This is a genomic window from Pseudomonas sp. NY8896 (genome assembly GCF_039634505.1).
On record NZ_CP132350.1, the window covers coordinates 4,652,989 to 4,671,932 of the forward strand.

The window sequence follows — 18,944 nt, forward strand, 5'->3', positions numbered from 1 at the left end:
GTGTCCGTGGTCGGTGGGCGGCATCCATGGGTTGCACCGCCAAGTGATAAATGACGGTAAAAGACCACGGCAACAGCATGAAGTTCTTGGTTTTTTCAGAAAAACGCGGTTTTTGCTATGCTGGCCGCCCCGCGGCACGAGATAGCACCATGCAACTGATCGATATCGGCGTCAACCTGACCAACAGCAGTTTCCACGACCAACAGGCAGCAATCGTCGAGCGCGCACTTGAGGCCGGGGTTACGCAAATGGTGCTGACAGGCACTAGCCTGGCCGTCAGCGAACAGGCGTTGGCGCTGTGCCAGCAGCTGGACCCGAACAGTGCGCACCTGTTCGCCACGGCCGGCGTGCACCCTCATGACGCCAAAGCCTGGGATGCCGACAGCGAGCGCCAGCTGCGCCTGTTGCTGAATGAACCGCGCGTGCGCGCCGTGGGCGAATGCGGCCTGGATTTCAACCGCGACTTCTCCCCTCGCCCGCTGCAGGAAAAAGCCCTGGAAGCCCAGCTGGCCCTGGCTGTGGAGCTGCGCCTGCCGGTGTTCCTGCACGAGCGTGATGCCAGCGAACGCTTGCTGGCAATCCTCAAGGATTACCGCGACCACTTGACCGGCGCGGTGGTGCACTGCTTTACCGGTGAGCGCGAAGCACTGTTCGCCTATCTGGACATGGACTTGCATATCGGCATTACGGGCTGGATTTGCGACGAACGCCGCGGCACCCACCTGCACCCTCTGGTAGGCAACATTGCGCAAGGCCGGCTGATGCTGGAAAGCGACGCGCCCTACCTGCTGCCGCGTAGCCTGCGGCCCAAGCCAAAAAACGGCCGTAACGAGCCGGCGTTTCTGCCGGAGGTCTTGCGCGAAGTGGCCCTGCATCGAGGTGAGTCGGCCGAGCAGACCGCGGCGCATACCACAGCGACGGCGCGGGCATTTTTCCAAATCTGAATTTGACGCATATCAACAACGGACCTGAGTGATACAGGCACAATGATGGCACCTTGCCAATATTGTTTCCGCTCAACTCAGAGAAGACCTGCCCATGGGTGCCTGGCTTAGCAACGTTTCCTTGAAGTACAAGTTCTGGGCCGTCAACGCGGTGGCCTTTGTGACCACCTTGCTGCTGGTGCTGTATGCCGTGCACCTTGAGCAACGCGCACGCGCCGAGGCAGCGCAGGAGCAAGCGGCCGCGCAAGCCCAGTTGTTGGCCACCTGGCCAGCCGGGCAAACACTGCCGCGCCCGGCCAACGTCATCAGCTGGTCGGCCGGGCAAACGCCAACCTTCGCCGGTGAGGCCCTTGAAGCCCTGCGCAACGCCCAGGGCTGGGTTGCACTGCCCAGCGCCTGGATCCTCGGTGACAACCCGCTGCGCGGCGCACAGGTACTGCGCAACGGCGACCAGCAGGTTGCCGTGCTGGCCCAGTCGCCCAGCCTGCGCCAGGTATTCTTCGATCGCTTCAGCAATTACGCGGTGTGCGTGCTGATATTGATGCTGGCCATGCTCGGCGCCTCACAACTGCTGATCCGCTTCCTGCTCAGCCAGCTCAATACCCTCAAGGACGTGATGCTGCACGTGGAAAAAACCGGCGAACTGGCGGCTCGGGTACCGCTAGCCTGTGGCGACGAGGTCGGCCAGATGGCCGGGGCCTTCAACGCCATGCAGGCAACCTATCACCGCGTGGTCAGCACCGTCGCCCATACCGCTGCACAGTTGGACTCAGGTGCCGCACGCCTGGCCGCCAGCATGAGCGACGTGCGCCACGGCATGCTTGGCCAACAGAGCGAAACCGATCAAGCGGCCACCGCCATCAACGAAATGTCGGCGACGGTGCACCACATTGCCCAGCACGCCGGCGCCACCCGCGACTTGTCACAATCCGCCGACACCCTGGCCGGCAGTGGCAAAGAGGTGGTCAGCCGGGTGCAGGATTCGATTTCCGGGCTTTCCAGCGGCGTGCAGCAAACTGCCGAGATGATTCGTCAGCTGGCTGAAGACAGCCAGAAAATCAACGGCGTGGTCAGTGTGATCCACAGTATTGCCGAACAGACCAACCTGCTGGCGCTCAACGCCGCCATCGAAGCAGCGCGCGCCGGTGACTTGGGGCGCGGCTTTGCCGTGGTGGCCGATGAAGTGCGCAACCTGGCCAAACGCGTGCAATCCTCCACAGACGAGATCACCACCATGGTTTCGGCCCTGCAGTCGGGCACCCGCGATGCAGTGGAGTTCATGCAGGAAAGCTCGTACAAGGCCGACGACTGCGTGCGCCAGGCACAGGAAGCCGGTGAGGCGCTGGCCGAAATCACCGGTGCCGTGGCGCAAATGCGCGAAAGCAATACCCAGATTGCTGTGGCGGCCGAGCAGCAAAGCCAGGTGGCCGAGGAAATGAACCGCGCGGTGGTGAGCATCCGCGATGTCACCGAGCAGACCGTGCAGCAGACAGTGAGCTCGGCGACCACCAGCAGCGAACTGGCGACCCTGGCAGGCGAACTGAGCAAAGCCATTGGCCAGCTCAAGCTATAGCCACCATAGCCAGCCTCGATTGGCCCCCGCTCGGGGGCCGCACTAAGCTTTGGGCATGACCGGGAGGAATTACCCATGAGCAAACGCCTGCCCAACCTGCCCGCCTGGCAATGGCGCGGCTACCACCATAACCACCGCCACCCGACCAATCTGGTGCTGCACCTGATTGCCGTGCCGTTGTTCATCCTGGGGGCTCTGCTGGTGCTGTCCGGCCTCTTCGGTCTCGACCTGGGCCAGATCGCGCTGGGTATCATTGCCTTGATCGCCGGCCTCGGCCTGCAGCGCCATGGCCACCGCCTGGAAGCCGAACAGCCCGAGCCATTCGCCAACCGCCAGGATGCCATGCAACGCTTACTGACCGAGCAGTTCATCACCTTCCCGCGCTTTGTACTCAGCGGGGCTTGGTGGAAGGCCTGGCGGGAGCGGCACAAGCACCGCCATTGACGTGACGATCATGCGCGCAATCGCTGTGGTTACGGGTTAGGCAAACACGGTGACGGTCTGGCGGCTCAAGGCCAGCAATTCACCCCCTGCGGTCCACAATGCCGCAGCAGCATGCCCATAACCATCCCGCGCATGCTCGGTCTCTACGCAATACCGGCACCAGTCCAGGGTCGATAGCTTCGCCGTGGGCTGAATGAATTCGATGGTCCAGGTCAGCGTGCTGCCCGCTGCGGGCTGCTTGAGAAACGGCATCAGGCTCGGTGGCCAGGCATCGACCAACGCCAGCAGGTGCGTTTCGTTGACCTGTTCTTCTGCCACATCCCGCAACCGTACCCAGCCCCCCATCTTGCGCGACTGATTGCCACTAAACGGCAACCCGCCCACTGCCCAGCGCAATGCCACGTGCCGCATGAACTCCGGGGTAACGCCTTTGATGTACGGTAACTCGGGAGCTGCATCATCGAGTGCCGGCATTTCCATCGCCGGTAATGCTGGCACTTCGACCACCGAAGGCCGGCCTGCACCGAAATTGCCCTGTACCAGCGTCACCACCTGGCCATCCTGAACGGCGCGGCCCAGCAAGGTGCTGACTGCCTTGCCTTCACGCAGCACCTCCACCTCGAAGCGGATCGGCACATCTGCCGCCGCTGGCGCCACAAAGCTGATGGCCAGCGAGCGTACCGGGCGGCTGTCGCTGAGTTTCAGGCGCATGGTTTCATAGACCAATGCCGCCATCAGCCCGCCAAAGGCAGCGCGGCCCTGGGCCCAGCTGGGCGGGATACTGACGGAGTTCGGGTTGGCCCGCACGGCGTCGAGCAGTTGGTTGAAATTCATTGGCCGGCTCCTGCCTGCAGCGAAAAAGGTCTGCCCATCCTAGCCAGCAAACCTCGGGGGATCAGCCCGCATTTCGGTCATTTTTCGGGCTGGCGCCGCGCCAGCGCCCGTTGCAGGGCATCGAGGGTCACATCCGATTGGCGCTCAGCCTCGTGCAGCTCATGCTCCCAAGCCGCCTTGCAGGGGGCCAGGTCGGCATGATCGCGCACTTGCAGCAGCCATTGCAGGCGGTCGTGCCAGTTGCCAAGGTCGCCCTGCGCCTGCTTCAGCAAACGCTGCAGTTTCTTGCCTGCATGGTTGAGCTGCGGGTATGCCTCATCGCCATAGCGCGCACGCTTGATCAGCAAACGCAGCCGGTGACGATCGTGGGCCGGGTCCTGCAGCGCTTCGTTCAACCTGCGCCATTGCTTGACCAGGCGTTTGTCGATGCGCTTGCCCAGCGACTTGACCAAACCCTCACGGCCTGCCGCACGCAGAAACAGTGGAAACGCGTCGACAATCGCCAGCACCCTTGCCAGCTGTGGGCTAGCAGCGACACTGGCGAAGGTTCTGTCACGCCCCTGAAGGCGCCGCTGGCCGGCCGCGGTTTGGCCGCGCCCGATCAGCTCAGCCGCCAGCACCTCGCGATCACGCAGCGGCGTGGTCAGGGTACCCAGCGCGCTGGCGGCATCTTCCAGTTGCTCCACGCCAGGCAGGCCGCGCAGCGGCCGCAGCAGACTGCGCAGCCGGCGCAAGGTGATACGCAGGTCGTGCAAGGCCTCGCTGTCGGTATTGGCAGCCAAGCGCTCGCGACAGGCCAGCAGGCGCACCTGCACGGCCAGAATCTGAGCTACGACATGATCGAGCATGGCAGACATTGGACGCTCCTTGGTCAACGCCCGGCGCGCGATTCACGAATGTAGAAGCGCGCCTTTTCAGCTTTGCGGGTACAGCTTTCGTAACCTTCGAACTGCTGCTGGGTCTTGGCCCCGGTGAGCAGCGACAAAGCCTTGGAATAGCTCACGGCACCGGCAAAGCCTTCTGCCTTGGCCAGGTCCAGTTCCTTCCAGGCGGCATCCAGCTGGGTCGCGCAGCTGTCACGGTAGGCCGTCTTGCCCGCACAGCCGGCAAGGGCCAAGGCAATCAGTGGAAGGCAGATCCAGGCTTTCATCAGTAATACCTCAATGGAAAATTCGGTGGCTGTTCGACGCCCCGGCAGCTGAAAAGTGCCCTGCCCGGCCAGCGGGCTCCGGCCGGTTTTAATACAGTAGCTCAGCGCGATCTACATTGAAGCACAGGCAGCGATGGGTGCATTGTAGGACCATGGTGGCAATGGCCGGGGAATGTTCATGAGTAAACGCGTAGCGCTGGTACTGGGATCGGGCGGAGCCCGGGGGTATGCACACATCGGCGTCATCGAGGAAATCGAGCGCCGCGGCTACGACATCGCCTGTATCGCCGGCTGCTCCATGGGCGCGGTGATTGGCGGCATCTACTCCGCCGGCAAATTGGACGACTACCGCAACTGGATCGAAAGCCTGGATTATCTGGATGTATTGCGCCTAGTCGACGTCAGCTTTCGACTGGGTGCCATTCGCGGCGACAAGGTGTTTGGGCAGATCCGCAAGATCGTCGGCGAAATCAACATCGAGCAACTGCGTATTCCTTACACAGCAGTGGCCACCGACCTCACCAACCAGCAGGAAATCTGGTTCCAGGAGGGCTGCCTGCATCAGGCCATGCGCGCCTCGGCAGCCATCCCCAGCCTGTTCACACCGGTGATGCAAGGCAACCGCATGCTGGTCGACGGAGGCATCCTCAACCCCTTGCCAATCGTCCCGGTGGTGTCCAGCCATTGCGACCTGATCATCGCGGTCAACCTCAACGCCACCAACCAGAAGCACTATCAGTTGCCGGTGATCGAACGCCCGGCGGCATTCAAGATGCGTTTTGATGCTTTGTTGAGTTCACTGGGTTCACGCTTGCCGTTTCGGCGCAAGCCGGCCGAGGAGCTGATACGCATCGAGCAGGAGATCGTCGCCGAAGGGCTGGCTCCACCCAGCCCATGGCTGAACGATGCCGCCGACCCGGAAAGCCAGCAACCGGCGGCGGCACCGGAGCGCGAGGGTGCACCGAAGTCGGCTACCGGTTCGTTCATCATCGATAACGTGGGGCCTGCTTCGCTGCTGGACCTGATCAACCAGAGCTTCGAGGTCATGCAGACCTCGTTGGCACAGTACAAAATCGCCGGCTATCCGCCGGACGTGCTGATCAACGTGCCTAAACGGGTCTGCCGGTTTTTCGAGTTCTACAAGGCGCCGGAGCTGATTGCTCTAGGGCGGGAGATTGCGCGGGATACGCTGGATAACTATGAAGGGGTGAAGCGCTAACACGATGACCGTGCATGCCTTCACGTGAACCGAAATGAAACAGGCCGCACGAGGCGGCCTGTTTGTTCATGCAGCGATCACCTTAGTAACGGGTGATATCCGCATTGGCTTCCAGCTGCTTGCGGTAGGCCGCGAAGTCCTGCTGGCCAGCGCGCGACGCAAGGTAGCGGCGGATCTGCTGCTTCTCTTCGTCGGTGGCAGTTGCGCCTTCGTTGACGCCCTTGAGCTGCAGTACTACCAGGCTACCGTCGCGCAGCACTACGCTGCCATAAACCGGCTTGTCCTTGGCTTGCGGCTTGCCCAGGCGGAACAGCGCCTGCAGCTCGGCCGGGTCAATGCCGTCCTCACCACGGGTAACTGCTTCATAAGCTTTCCAGCCTTGCCCTTCATGCACGCTACCTGCTGCGATGGAACCATCACGCAGGCCGGCAATCAGCTTGTCCGCCTTGGCCTTGAGCTCGGCAGTCGCCTTCTCTTTGGCCAGGTGTTCGCTGATGTTCTTGGCCACAGCTTCCAGCGGCAATTGCTCTGGCTTGCGGTGCTCCTTGACACGCAGCACTACAGTGGTTTCCGGGTCGAGTTCGATTGCGGTGCTGTTGGCACCCTCATCCAGCACTTCTTCGGAGAACGCGGCCTGCACCACTGAACGGTTGGCCGTGATGCCCTCACCGCCTTCGCGGCCAAACGCTGCAGAGGTGTGCACCTTGAGGTTCAGGTCCTGGGCCGGCTGGGCCAGGTCGGAAGCCTCGTAGGCTGCATCCTGCAGTTGCTTGCTGGCGTCGACATAACGCTGCTCGACCAACGGAATCTTCAGGTCGCGGGTCAGCTTGTCCTTCAGGCTGGCGAAGCTTGGTACTTCTGGCGCCTGCACGCCCAGCAGCTTGATCAGGTGGTAGCCAAACTCGGTACGCACCGGCGTCGATACCTGGCCATCCTGCAGCTTGTAGAGCGCGTCTTCGAAGGCTGGGTCGTATACACCCGGGCCGGCAAAGCCGAGGTCGCCGCCGTTGTTGGCCGAGCCTGGGTCCTGGGAGAACTCCTTGGCCAGCGCGGCGAAGTCTTCACCCTTGGCCAGGCGCTGCTCGATCTCTTCGGCGCGGGCCTTGGCCTGCGCTTCGGTGACCTTGTCGTTGACCTCGATGAGGATGTGCGCGGCATGGCGCTGCTCGGCGAGGTTGGCGATTTCCTTCTCGTACTGGGCCTTGAGTTCTTCGTCGGTGACCTTGACCTGGTCGAAGAACACCGACTTCTTCAGCTCGATGTAGTCGATCACTACTTGGTCAGGCGACATGAACTCCTTGGCGTGCTGGTCGTAGTGCGCCTTCACCTCTTCTTCGCTGACCTTGACCGCAGCCGGGTCGGCCTTGAAGGTCAGGGAGGCGAAGTCGCGCGTCTGCTTCTCGAGGCGAGCAAAGGCGTCAACCTGCTGATCGGTCACGAAGCTGCTGCCAGCCAGACCGGTGCGCAGCTGGCCGATGAGCATTTCCTCGGCGAGCATCTCGCGGAACTGCATGCGACCGTAGCCCATCTGGCGGATGACCTGGTCGAAACGGTCGGCACTGAACTTGCCGTCCACCTGAAACTCCGGCGTCTGCAGGATCACCTGATCAAGCGCGGCCTCGGAGAAGGCGAACTTGGCATCTTCGGCGCCTTGCAGCAGTAGCTTGCGGCTGATCAAGCCCTTGAGGGCCTCTTCACGCAGCAATTTGTCATCCAGCAGCGCTGGGTCGAAATCCTTGCCCAACTGTTGCATCAGCTGACGGCGCTGCATGTCGGCCGCCTGGCTCAGCTCGTTCTGGCTGATGGTCTGGCCGTTCACCTTGGCGGCGTCCTGGCTATGGGTGGCGGCCTGAAAAATGGCTTCGAAGCCGGTCAACGCCATCAACACGACGATAAGGCCGATGATGGTCTTGGCAATCCAACCTTGTGAATTGTCCCTGATATTTTGCAGCATGCGTCCCCCAGAAACGGCTGTACCACTGCGTCGACAACCGCGGAGCGTGGGTAGAATCCTGATAAAAGAAAGGCGCATCCGAGGATGCGCCTTTTCTTAGCAAACGTGTCAGGCGGGAACGTTTGCGCCCCGCCGTCACCGTGCTCGGACCAGGCCAGGCCGGGTCCGGCTGAAAGACGACTTAGTTGACGGCGTCTTTCAGGCCTTTGCCTGCCTTGAAACCTGGAACCTTGGCGGCTTCGATCTTGATCGCCTTGCCGGTTTGCGGGTTGCGGCCGGTACGCTCGGCGCGATCCTTGACCGAGAAGGTACCGAAGCCAACCAGTACTACATCGTCACCTTGCTTCAGGGCGCCGGTGACGGATTCGATGACTGCATCCAGCGCACGGCCGGCTACAGCTTTCGGGATGTCTGCAGATGCGGCGATAGCGTCAATCAGTTCCGACTTGTTCACTCTAAGTCCCCTTATTTCTCTATTGAGTTTGTTTCTAAGTATGTAATGAAAAGCTTATGAAACGTGCGCTGGGTGGCCTGTTGACAATAGCGTGCCGCTTTATAGCAAGGCCCCGAAAAAACTGTCAAGGAAAGCCCCCCAGCCAAAAACTACTAATGCGTGCTGATTCTTTCCTTAGCATCGCCGTCGCGCTTTTCATCTTTCGCGACAATCTCAGGAGCCACATCTGGCAAGGGCTCCGGGGCGTATTGCAGCGCAATTTGCAGGACTTCGTCAATCCATTTGACCGGTTTGATCTGAAGATCCTGTTTGATATTTTCCGGAATCTCCTTCAGATCGCGCACATTTTCCTCTGGAATGATCACCGTCTTGATCCCGCCACGGTGTGCCGCCAGCAGTTTTTCCTTCAGCCCGCCAATGGCCAACACCTGGCCACGCAGGGTGATTTCGCCGGTCATGGCCACGTCGGCACGTACCGGAATCTGCGTCAGCGCCGACACCAGCGCGGTGCACATGCCGATACCGGCACTTGGGCCGTCCTTCGGCGTGGCGCCTTCAGGCATGTGGATGTGCACGTCGTGCTTCTCGTGGAAGTCGGCTGCAATCCCCAGGCTGCGGGCGCGGCTGCGAACCACGGTCTGCGCGGCGGTGATCGACTCGACCATGACATCGCCCAGCGAGCCGGTCTTGATCAGTTGGCCTTTGCCGGGGATGACCACGGCCTCGATGGTCAGCAGTTCGCCGCCAACCTGAGTCCAGGCCAGGCCGGTCACCTGGCCGATCTGGTCCTGCTGCTCGGCCAGGCCGTAGCGGAACTTGCGCACGCCCAGCAGGTGCTCCAGCTGCTCGCTGGCCACCTTGACCTTGACCTGCTTCTGCCCGGTATGTTCCTTGACCACCTTGCGGCAGACCTTGGCGATTTGCCGCTCGAGGCCCCGCACACCGGCTTCGCGGGTGTAGTAGCGGATGATGTCGCGGATCGCCGAGACGTCGACTTCCAGCTCTTCCTTCTTCAAGCCGTTGGCCTTGACCTGCTTGGGCACCAGGTACTTGACCGCGATGTTGATCTTCTCGTCCTCGGTGTAACCCGGCAGGCGGATGACTTCCATCCGGTCGAGCAGCGCCGGCGGGATGTTCATCGAGTTCGAGGTGCACAGGAACATCACGTCCGAAAGGTCGTAGTCGACCTCCAGGTAGTGGTCGTTGAAGTTGTGGTTCTGCTCCGGGTCGAGCACTTCAAGCAGCGCCGAGGCCGGGTCGCCGCGCATGTCGCTGCCCATCTTGTCGATTTCATCGAGCAGGAACAGCGGGTTGCGCACCCCCACCTTGGTCATCTTCTGGATCAGACGGCCCGGCATGGAGCCGATGTAGGTACGGCGGTGGCCGCGAATTTCGGCCTCGTCACGCACACCACCCAGGGCCATACGCACGAACTTGCGGTTGGTGGCGGCAGCGATCGACTCGGCCAACGAGGTCTTGCCGACGCCGGGTGGGCCGACCAGGCACAGCACCGGGCCGCGGATTTTCTTGACGCGTTTCTGTACGGCAAGGTACTCGAGGATACGTTCCTTGACCTCTTCCAGACCATAATGGTCGGCGTCGAGGATTTCCTCGGCCTTGGTCAGGTCCAGGCGCACCTTGCTCTGCGCCTTCCACGGCACCTGCACCAGCCAGTCGAGGTACGAACGTACCACGGTGGCCTCGGCCGACATCGGCGACATCTGCTTGAGCTTGTTCAACTCTGCCTGGGCCTTGGCCAGGGCATCTTTGGGCAGGCCAGCGGCTTCGATACGCTTTTTCAGCTCTTCGACTTCGTTGTGGCCTTCGTCGCCATCGCCCAGCTCTTTCTGAATGGCCTTCATCTGCTCATTCAGGTAGTACTCGCGCTGGCTGCGCTCCATCTGCTTCTTGACCCGGCCGCGAATGCGCTTTTCGACCTGCAGCAGGTCGATTTCGGCGTCCAACAGCGCAAGCACGTGTTCGACACGGGTAGTCAGGTCGACGATTTCGAGAATTTCCTGCTTCTGCTCGATCTTCAGGGCCATGTGCGCGGCCATGGTGTCGACCAGGCGCCCAGGCTCTTCGATGCTGTTCAGCGAAGACAGCACTTCGGCAGGGACTTTCTTGCCCAACTGAACGTACTGCTCGAACTGCGACAGCAGCGTGCGCACGAACACTTCCGACTCGCGCTCGGCGGCATCGGTTTCGTCGATCAGGGAGACTTCGGCACGGATGTGCCCTTCTACTTCGGTGAAACGCTCGACGGCGCCACGCTGCTCGCCTTCGACCAACACCTTCACGGTGCCATCAGGCAGCTTCAGCAGTTGCAGCACGGTGGCAACGGTACCGACGCGGTACAGGGCGTCCTCACCCGGGTCGTCGTCGGCTGGATTCTTCTGGGCCAGCAGGAGGATCTGCTTTTCGCCCGTCATCGCTGCCTCGAGGGCTTCGATGGACTTTTCACGCCCCACGAACAGCGGGATAACCATGTGCGGGTAAACAACGACATCGCGCAATGGCAAAAGAGGCAAGTCGAGGGTGGTCTTCATGATTTCGCCTCTACAGCGGCCTTATGGCCGGAAACCGGTGGAAATGATGCTTGGACCTAATGTGGGGGCACGCCTGGGAAATTACAAGCGCTTGCGCAGGAAAAGCAGAAAGGGGCCCGTAGGCCCCCTTCTTGCTTGCAACCGAGAACCGGCCATTACCTGAATCAGGCGTCTGGCGCGGCCTTGGCTTGCGGCTCGCTGTTCTCGTAGATCATCAGCGGCTGCGAGGTGCCCTCGATGACGCTCTCGTCAATCACCACCTTGCTGACCTCCTTCTTCGAAGGAATCTCGTACATGGTGTCGAGCAGCACGCCTTCGAGGATCGAACGCAGGCCACGGGCGCCGGTTTTACGCTCCAGGGCTTTGCGCGCTACGGCCTTGAGCGCATCACTGCGGAACTCGAGGTCGACGCTTTCCATCTCGAACAACTTGGCATACTGCTTGGTCAGGGCGTTCTTCGGCTCGGTGAGGATCTGCATCAACGCAGCCTCGTCCAGCTCGTCGAGTGTAGCCAATACCGGCAGACGGCCGACAAACTCCGGGATCAGGCCAAACTTGACCAGATCGTCCGGCTCGACCTCACGCAGGGATTCGCCAACCTTCTTGCCCTCTTCCTTGCTACGCACTTCGGCGCCAAAACCGATGCCACCCTTGGTGGAACGGTTCTGGATGACCTTTTCCAGGCCCGAGAACGCACCACCGCAAATGAACAGGATGTTGCGGGTATCAACCTGCAGGAATTCCTGTTGCGGGTGTTTGCGGCCACCTTGCGGCGGAACCGAGGCCACGGTGCCCTCGATCAATTTCAGCAACGCCTGCTGCACACCCTCGCCCGAAACATCACGGGTGATGGATGGGTTGTCCGACTTACGCGAGATCTTGTCGATTTCGTCGATGTAGACAATGCCCATCTGGGCCTTTTCCACGTCGTAGTCGCACTTCTGCAACAGCTTCTGGATGATGTTCTCGACGTCCTCACCCACATAACCGGCCTCGGTCAGGGTGGTGGCGTCAGCAATGGTGAACGGTACGTTCAACAGGCGTGCCAGGGTTTCGGCGAGCAGGGTCTTGCCCGAGCCAGTCGGCCCAATGAGCAGGATGTTGCTCTTGCCCAGTTCGACTTCGTCACCCTTCTTGTCACGCTGGTTCAGGCGCTTGTAGTGGTTGTACACCGCTACGGCCAGCACCTTCTTCGCGCGCTCCTGACCAATGACGTACTGGTCCAGGATGCCGCTGATTTCTTTCGGCGAAGGCAATTTGTGCGCGCTGCTTTCGGCCTGGGCTTCCTGCACCTCCTCACGGATGATGTCATTGCACAGGTCGACGCACTCGTCGCAGATAAATACCGAGGGCCCGGCAATCAATTTGCGCACTTCGTGCTGGCTTTTGCCGCAGAAGGAGCAATAGAGCAATTTGCCGCTGTCCTCGCCGTTACGGGTGTCAGTCATTCGATCGATCCAATCCGGTAGGCTTGCAACACAAGATGAAGGCAATTGCGGGCTTTTTCAAGTCCGCAGGTAGGCGCTTTCGGCGCCTACCTGCTCTGGCACCCCGGTTCAGGAGGCCAGTTGCCGCTTGTCGTAGACCGAGTCGATCAGGCCGTACTCGGCCGCGCGCGAGGCGCTCATGAAGTTGTCACGCTCAGTATCGCGCTGAATGGTCTCGAGGTCCTGGCCGGTGTGGTAGGCCAGCAGCTCGTTGAGACGCGCCTTGATGCTGAGGATTTCCTGGGCGTGGATCTGGATGTCGGTAGCCTGGCCCTGGAAGCCGCCCAGCGGCTGGTGAATCATCACCCGCGAGTTAGGCAGGCAGTGACGCTTGCCCTTGGCGCCAGCGGTCAACAGGAAGGCACCCATGCTGCAGGCTTGGCCGATGCAGATGGTCGAGACATCCGGCTTGATGAACTGCATGGTGTCGTAGATCGACATGCCAGCCGTCACCGAACCGCCTGGGGAGTTGATGTAAAGATGGATATCCTTGTCCGGGTTTTCCGCCTCAAGGAACAGCATCTGCGCCACTACCAGGTTGGCCATGTAGTCTTCTACAGGGCCCACCAGGAAGATCACTCGCTCCTTCAACAGGCGCGAGTAGATGTCGTAGGCGCGTTCGCCACGGGCGGACTGCTCGATAACCATCGGGACCAGACCGCCTGCGGCCTGGATGTCAGAGCTCTGCTGAATATAAGAATTGCGGGACATGTCCTGCGCTCACTCCCAAATAGTCATGGCTTGAATACGCACAAGCCAGCTCGAAGGCTGGCTTGTGGGGGTTTCCTACGAGAGAAGCCCGTTACTCAGCAGCGGCAGGAGCCTCAGCTGGCTTAACGGCATCTTCGTACGAGACCGACTTGTCGGTCACAGTCGCTTTCTGCAGAACAGTATCTACAACTTGCTCTTCCAGCACAACCGAACGCACTTCGTTCAGTTGCTGATCGTTCTTGTAGTACCAGGCGATGACCTGCTCAGGCTCTTGGTAAGCCGAAGCCATTTCTTCGATCATCTCGCGAACCTTGGCGTCATCTGGCTTCAGCTCGAACTGCTTGACCACTTCGGCCACGATCAGGCCCAGCACTACGCGGCGCTTGGCTTGCTCTTCGAACAGCTCGACTGACAGCTGCTCAGGCTTGATGTTGCCACCGAACTGCTGAACAGCCTGCACGCGCAGACGATTGACTTCGTTTTCCAGCAGGGCTTTCGGCACTTCGATCGGGTTGGCAGCCAGCAGACCGTCCATGACCTGGTTTTTCACCTTGGTCTTGATCGCCTGACGCAGCTCACGCTCCATGTTCTTGCGAACTTCGGCGCGGAAGCCTTCCAGGGTCGATTCCTTGATGCCGAACTGGGCGAAGAACTCTTCGTTCAGCTCTGGCAGCACAGGTGCCGAAACGCTGTTGACGGTGATGGTGAACTCGGCGGCTTTGCCAGCCAGGTCCAGGTTCTGGTAATCCTCTGGGAAGGTCACGTTCACAACGCGCTCTTCACCCGCCTTGGCGCCAACCAGACCATCTTCGAAGCCTGGGATCATGCGGCCGGAGCCCAGTACCAGCTGGGTGCCCTTGGCCGAACCACCGGCGAATACTTCACCGTCGACCTTGCCGACGAAGTCGATGTTGACCTGGTCGTCGTTCTGCGCAGCGCGCTCGACGGCCTCGAAACGGGTGTTCTGCTTGCGCAGCACTTCCAGCATGTTGTCCAGGTCGGCGTCAGCCACTTCGGCGCTCAGGCGCTCGACGTTGATCGACTCGAGGCCGGAAACAGTGAACTCTGGGAACACTTCGAAGATGGCGACGAATTCCAGGTCCTTACCCTTTTCGAAGGACTTCGGCTCTACAGCCGGGGCACCAGCCGGGTTCAGCTTCTGCTCGACGATGGCTTCGTAGAAGGAAGCCTGGACCAGGTCACCGAAAGCCTCTTGACGGGCGTCAGCTTCGAAACGCTGACGGATCACGTTCATCGGCACTTTACCAGGACGGAAGCCCGCAATCTTGGCGCGCTTGGCAGTCTGCTGCAGACGCTTGTTGACTTCGTTCTCGACGCGCTCGGCCGGAACGGCGATGGTCATGCGGCGCTCGAGAGCGGAAGTGTTTTCAACAGAAACTTGCATGGATATTCCTCGTTGCACAGACGTTAGCCGGCGTTAGCCCGACTCCAAGAATCAAGGGCAAGCATTCTAGTGAGTCACGCAGCAGAAGTCACCCCACTCGGGACGACGGGAAACAACGCCGGTCGATTAACTTTCAAGGCCCGCACGGCACACCGCCGGGCCTGCTTCAATAAGGGCTGCACGACACCCGAGGCGACGTGCAGCCGAAATACCTTGTCAAACAACTGCCTGTGGCGAATTCGCTTCCTTTATTCAGGATCGATTTCGTTGAACTGGCAGTACTCTTCCCATTCCAGCCCCAGCGCCTCGGCCACCTCTCGGTGCGTCTCCAGACGCATGGCGTTCAGCTGCTCCGGGGTTTCGGCAATCAATTGCAGCGCCAGCTCCCAGGGCTGAATACCCTGCTCGTCGGCTGCATCCTCGAACGCCCACTCGATCTGCTGAGCCTGCTCACGCGCGTCCAGCTCACGGATCTCCTCGAGCAACTGCGGATTGGCTTCGGCAAAGCGCTGCAGCGCCAGGGCCTGACGGGCTTCTTTTGCAATCATCGTGGTGTCCTCTGCCAGCCAAACGGGCCGGTGTTTCAACCGGCTGAAATCTAACAGCTTTTATTGGGGTGTCACCAGTGGATTGCAAGGGCGAGGAATGCGATTTGGCGGGAAGGGGCTCGCCACGACATTTTCGGCGCCTCCGAGATCGAGCGCCGACGCACCCAAGGCATACAACCACAGCCACGCAGAACCCAAAACAAAAAGGCGCCCGATCTCACGATCAAGGCGCCTTTCAAGAATATGGGGTGGACGATGGGAATCGAACCCACGACAACTGGAATCACAATCCAGCGCTCTACCAACTGAGCTACGCCCACCATATTGCGGTCTTGCGATGTTGCGGTACAACCTTACAGAAGCATGGTGCGGACGAAGAGACTCGAACTCTTACAGCTTGCGCCGCTGGAACCTAAATCCAGTGTGTCTACCAATTTCACCACGTCCGCGTAACGCTTAAAACAAAGGCGCCAGATGCTATCGAGGCGCCCTTGAAGAATATGGGGTGGACGATGGGAATCGAACCCACGACAACTGGAATCACAATCCAGCGCTCTACCAACTGAGCTACGCCCACCATATTGCATTACTGCCTACTTGCTTGCCAAAGCTGCCTAATGGCGCACCCGGCAGGACTCGAACCTGCGACCATCCGCTTAGAAGGCGGATGCTCTATCCAGCTGAGCTACGGGCGCTTAAGCTTGAAGCCTAACCGAACAAGACGTTAACAAGTAATTGTTAAACCACTCATTCTGCCCGACTTAGCCAACCAGTGCTAGGCTGTGCCCGACAAGTGCGGCGAATCTTATAGGCGACCCCGAAAGTCGTCAACACCTTTTTAAAAAAAATTTAAATTATTTAAGGGCTTAGGGGATTTGCCCGACCACCCGCCTTTGCCCTTGGCCCATGTCGTGCGAGAATGCGCGTTCTTAATTGTTTCCTTCTCGATGGTTAATCACGCGTCTATGACTGCACACCTAATCGATGGCAAGGCGATCGCCGCCAGCCTGCGCCAGCAGATCGCTCAACGTGTCGTGGAGCGTCGCCAGCAAGGCCTGCGTACGCCGGGCCTGGCGGTGATCCTGGTCGGCACCGACCCCGCCTCCCAAGTCTATGTTTCGCACAAGCGCAAGGACTGCGAAGAGGTCGGCTTCATTTCGCAGGCATTCGACCTGCCCAGCGAGACCACGCAACAAGCCCTGACCGAGCTGATCGACCGCCTCAATGATGACCCGGCCGTCGATGGCATCCTGCTGCAGCTGCCACTTCCGGCGCACCTGGACGCCTCGCTGCTGCTCGAGCGCATTCGCCCGGACAAGGATGTGGACGGCTTCCATCCGTACAACATTGGCCGCTTGGCCCAGCGTATTCCGCTGCTGCGTCCGTGCACGCCAAAAGGCATCATGACCCTGCTGGAAAGCACCGGTCAGGACCTGTACGGCATGAACGCCGTGATTGTCGGCGCGTCCAACATCGTTGGCCGCCCGATGGCCATGGAATTGCTGCTGGCCGGCTGCACCGTGACTGTCTGCCACCGCTTCACCAAGGACCTGGCCGGCCATGTAGGCCGTGCCGACCTGGTGGTGGTGGCTGCCGGCAAGCCGGGCTTGGTCAAGGGTGAGTGGGTCAAGGAAGGCGCCATCGTCATCGACGTGGGCATCAACCGCCAGGAAGACGGCAAACTGGTTGGCGACGTGGTCTACGAGACCGCCCTGCCGCGCGCCGGCTGGATCACGCCGGTGCCGGGTGGCGTCGGGCCGATGACCCGGGCGTGCCTACTGGAAAACACGCTGTATGCGGCAGAAGAGCTGCATAAGTAATACCGCGTGATGTGAAAACGGCACCTCTGGCAGGTGCCGTTTTTTTTGCCTGTGATTTTTCGGTAGCTGCACCGCCTCTTCGCGATGTTCAGCCAATCACTTCCTGGCCGCCTCCCACGACTTCAACAGTTCGTTGTAGCTGACCGTCTCGCCTTTGGGCTTTTCGTTGGCCAGCTTGGGCTTCGGTGCACCCGGCTGGTCGAACCAGTACTGTGCGTCCTTCTCTGGGTTCAGCTTCGGTGCACAGGTCGCCTGGGCATTGGAGCGTTGCAAGCGTTCCATCATGCGATCCTGGTCGCGGGCCAGGCCATCCAGCGCCTCCTGCGGGGTCTTCTCGCCACTGGCCACTTCGGCAATATGGCTCCACCACAACTGCGCCAAGCGCGGATAGTCCGGCACGTTGGTGCCGGTTGGCGTCCACTGCACCCGCGCCGGGCTGCGATAGAACTCGACCAGCCCACCGAGCTTGGGCGCCAGCTCGGTCATGGCCTGGGAGTTGATGTCCGACTCACGAATCGGCGTCAGGCCGACGATGGTCTTTTTCAGCGACACGGTCTTGGAGGTGACGAATTGGGCATACAACCATGCCGCCAGCCGTTGCTTCTCGGGGGTGGACTTGAAGAACGTCGACGAGCCGGTGTCCTGGTAGCCCAGTTTCATCCCCTCCTCCCAATACGGCCCCTTCGGCGAGGGCGCCATGCGCCACTTCGGTGTGCCGTCGGCATTCACCACCGGCAAGCCGGGCTTGGTCATGTCGGCGGTGAACGCGGTGTACCAGAAGATCTGCTGGGCGATGTTGCCCTGCGCCGGCACCGGGCCGGCTTCGGAGAAGGTCATGCCCTGGGCTTCCTTGGGCGCGTAGGCGCGCATCCAGTCCACATACTTTTGCGTGGCATAGACGGCGGCTGGCCCATTGGTGTCGCCGCCACGGGTCACGCTGGAGCCCACCGGGTGGCAGTCCTCCACGCGAATGCCCCATTCATCCACCGGCAAACCGTTGGGAAGCCCCTTGTCGCCGCCACCGGCCATGGAGAACCAGGCATCGGTAAAGCGCCAGCCCAGCGATGGGTCTTTCTTGCCGTAGTCCATATGGCCATAGACGCGCTTGCCGTCGATCTCCTTGACGTCTTCGGTGAAGAACTTGGCAATGTCCTCGTAGGCCGACCAGTTCACCGGCACACCCAGCTCGTAGCCGTACTTCTCCTTGAACTTGGCTTTCAGCTCAGGCCTTTCGAACCAGTCGGCACGAAACCAGTACAGGTTGGCGAACTGCTGGTCGGGCAACTGATAGACCTTGCCATCAGGCGCGGTGGTGAACGAAATACCGATGAAGTCCTTCAGGTCGAGGGTCGGCGAGGTGTAGTCCTTGCCCTCGTTAGCCATCAGGTCGGTGATCGATTCGACCTTGCCGTAGCGAAAGTGCGTACCGATCAGGTCGGAGTCATTGACCCAGCCGTCGTAGATGTTCTTGTCCGACTGCATCTGTGTCTGCAGCTTTTCCACCACGTCGCCTTCCTGCAGCAGGTCGTGGGTCAGCTGGATGCCGGTGATCTCGCTGAAAGCCTTGGCCAGCACCTTGGACTCGTATTCATGGGTGGTGATGGTTTCCGACACCACATTGATCTTCATCCCACGGAACGGTTCGGCGGCCTTGATAAACCACTGCAGTTCAGCCAACTGCTGCTCTGGGGTAAGGGTCGAAGGCTTGAACTCGCTGCCGATCCATTTTTTGGCCGCATCTTCGTACTGGTCGGCCCAGGCTGAGCCTTGCACGCTGGCCAGTACCAGCAATGCGGCCAGGGTCAAATGTCGCCTGTTGTGCTTGTTATCGAACATTGTGATCTCCCGTTTC

General features: G+C 60.5%; 16 protein-coding genes and 4 tRNA genes. 5 read left to right on the forward strand and 15 right to left on the reverse strand.

Features of this window, described 5'->3' with window-relative positions; all coding sequences use genetic code 11:
- Positions 1–149 precede the first annotated feature (149 nt).
- The 3 genes from Q9451_RS20880 (at position 150) to Q9451_RS20890 (ending at position 2,961) form a co-directional block, all read left to right on the forward strand.
- The gene (locus tag Q9451_RS20880; protein WP_012271572.1) at positions 150–944 is read left to right on the forward strand and encodes a TatD family hydrolase; all 795 of its coding nucleotides are present in this window, start codon (positions 150–152) and stop codon (positions 942–944) included.
- A gap of 94 nt (positions 945–1,038) precedes the next feature.
- Positions 1,039–2,517, forward strand: coding sequence for a methyl-accepting chemotaxis protein (locus tag Q9451_RS20885; protein WP_012271571.1), 1,479 nt, complete (start codon positions 1,039–1,041; stop codon positions 2,515–2,517).
- A gap of 75 nt (positions 2,518–2,592) precedes the next feature.
- Positions 2,593–2,961 (forward strand): Mpo1-like protein, encoded by a 369-nt coding sequence (locus Q9451_RS20890; RefSeq protein ID WP_012271570.1) that lies wholly within the window; start codon positions 2,593–2,595, stop codon positions 2,959–2,961.
- Between the two features lie 36 nt (positions 2,962–2,997).
- Here the strand turns inward: Q9451_RS20890 and Q9451_RS20895 are convergent, their stop codons facing one another.
- The 3 genes from Q9451_RS20895 to Q9451_RS20905 all read right to left on the reverse strand — a co-directional run bounded on the left by Q9451_RS20895 (position 2,998) and on the right by Q9451_RS20905 (position 4,945).
- Positions 2,998–3,795, reverse strand: coding sequence for a thioesterase family protein (locus Q9451_RS20895; RefSeq protein WP_012271569.1), 798 nt, complete (start codon positions 3,793–3,795; stop codon positions 2,998–3,000).
- 77 nt (positions 3,796–3,872) lie between these two features.
- Positions 3,873–4,652 carry a CHAD domain-containing protein gene (locus tag Q9451_RS20900; protein WP_012271568.1) on the reverse strand — a complete coding sequence of 260 codons (780 nt, stop codon included), beginning with the start codon at positions 4,650–4,652 and terminating at the stop codon, positions 3,873–3,875.
- A gap of 14 nt (positions 4,653–4,666) precedes the next feature.
- Entirely contained in the window at positions 4,667–4,945 is a 279-nt protein-coding gene (locus tag Q9451_RS20905) for a lipoprotein (RefSeq protein ID WP_003250254.1), read from the reverse strand.
- 178 nt (positions 4,946–5,123) lie between these two features.
- Between Q9451_RS20905 and Q9451_RS20910 the strand changes: the two genes are divergently transcribed.
- Complete coding sequence (locus Q9451_RS20910) at positions 5,124–6,164, forward strand: patatin-like phospholipase family protein (protein ID WP_012271567.1); 1,041 nt, start codon at positions 5,124–5,126, stop codon at positions 6,162–6,164.
- A gap of 82 nt (positions 6,165–6,246) precedes the next feature.
- Here the strand turns inward: Q9451_RS20910 and Q9451_RS20915 are convergent, their stop codons facing one another.
- From Q9451_RS20915 to Q9451_RS20965, 11 genes are all read right to left on the reverse strand, one after another.
- Positions 6,247–8,118 carry a SurA N-terminal domain-containing protein gene (locus Q9451_RS20915; RefSeq protein ID WP_012271566.1) on the reverse strand — a complete coding sequence of 624 codons (1,872 nt, stop codon included), beginning with the start codon at positions 8,116–8,118 and terminating at the stop codon, positions 6,247–6,249.
- A gap of 181 nt (positions 8,119–8,299) precedes the next feature.
- On the reverse strand, positions 8,300–8,572 hold the full coding sequence (locus tag Q9451_RS20920) for an HU family DNA-binding protein (protein WP_012271565.1): 273 nt from the start codon (positions 8,570–8,572) through the stop codon (positions 8,300–8,302).
- Between the two features lie 152 nt (positions 8,573–8,724).
- Positions 8,725–11,121, reverse strand: coding sequence for an endopeptidase La (gene lon / locus Q9451_RS20925; protein ID WP_012271564.1), 2,397 nt, complete (start codon positions 11,119–11,121; stop codon positions 8,725–8,727).
- A 164-nt stretch (positions 11,122–11,285) separates the two neighbouring features.
- A complete protein-coding gene (clpX, locus tag Q9451_RS20930; RefSeq protein WP_012271563.1) occupies positions 11,286–12,569 on the reverse strand; it encodes an ATP-dependent Clp protease ATP-binding subunit ClpX in 1,284 nt (427 codons plus the stop codon).
- A gap of 108 nt (positions 12,570–12,677) precedes the next feature.
- Complete coding sequence (gene clpP, locus Q9451_RS20935; RefSeq protein ID WP_012271562.1) at positions 12,678–13,319, reverse strand: ATP-dependent Clp endopeptidase proteolytic subunit ClpP; 642 nt, start codon at positions 13,317–13,319, stop codon at positions 12,678–12,680.
- Between the two features lie 91 nt (positions 13,320–13,410).
- Positions 13,411–14,724, reverse strand: coding sequence for a trigger factor (gene tig / locus Q9451_RS20940; protein WP_345960723.1), 1,314 nt, complete (start codon positions 14,722–14,724; stop codon positions 13,411–13,413).
- A gap of 248 nt (positions 14,725–14,972) precedes the next feature.
- Complete coding sequence (locus Q9451_RS20945; protein ID WP_012271560.1) at positions 14,973–15,272, reverse strand: DUF6388 family protein; 300 nt, start codon at positions 15,270–15,272, stop codon at positions 14,973–14,975.
- A 244-nt stretch (positions 15,273–15,516) separates the two neighbouring features.
- Positions 15,517–15,592: transfer RNA gene (locus Q9451_RS20950), tRNA-His, on the reverse strand.
- Positions 15,593–15,636: 44 nt separating this feature from the next.
- Positions 15,637–15,721 (reverse strand) — tRNA-Leu (locus Q9451_RS20955).
- A gap of 52 nt (positions 15,722–15,773) precedes the next feature.
- Positions 15,774–15,849, reverse strand: a tRNA-His gene (locus tag Q9451_RS20960).
- A gap of 41 nt (positions 15,850–15,890) precedes the next feature.
- A tRNA-Arg gene (locus Q9451_RS20965) sits at positions 15,891–15,967 on the reverse strand.
- 270 nt (positions 15,968–16,237) lie between these two features.
- On the opposite strand from Q9451_RS20965, the gene folD reads away from it, so the two are divergent.
- Positions 16,238–17,092, forward strand: coding sequence for a bifunctional methylenetetrahydrofolate dehydrogenase/methenyltetrahydrofolate cyclohydrolase FolD (gene folD / locus Q9451_RS20970; RefSeq protein WP_003250234.1), 855 nt, complete (start codon positions 16,238–16,240; stop codon positions 17,090–17,092).
- A 96-nt stretch (positions 17,093–17,188) separates the two neighbouring features.
- Here the strand turns inward: folD and Q9451_RS20975 are convergent, their stop codons facing one another.
- Positions 17,189–18,928: an ABC transporter substrate-binding protein gene (locus tag Q9451_RS20975; RefSeq protein ID WP_345960724.1), complete on the reverse strand. Its 1,740-nt coding sequence runs from the start codon at positions 18,926–18,928 to the stop codon at positions 17,189–17,191.
- Between the last annotated feature and the right edge of the window lie 16 nt (positions 18,929–18,944).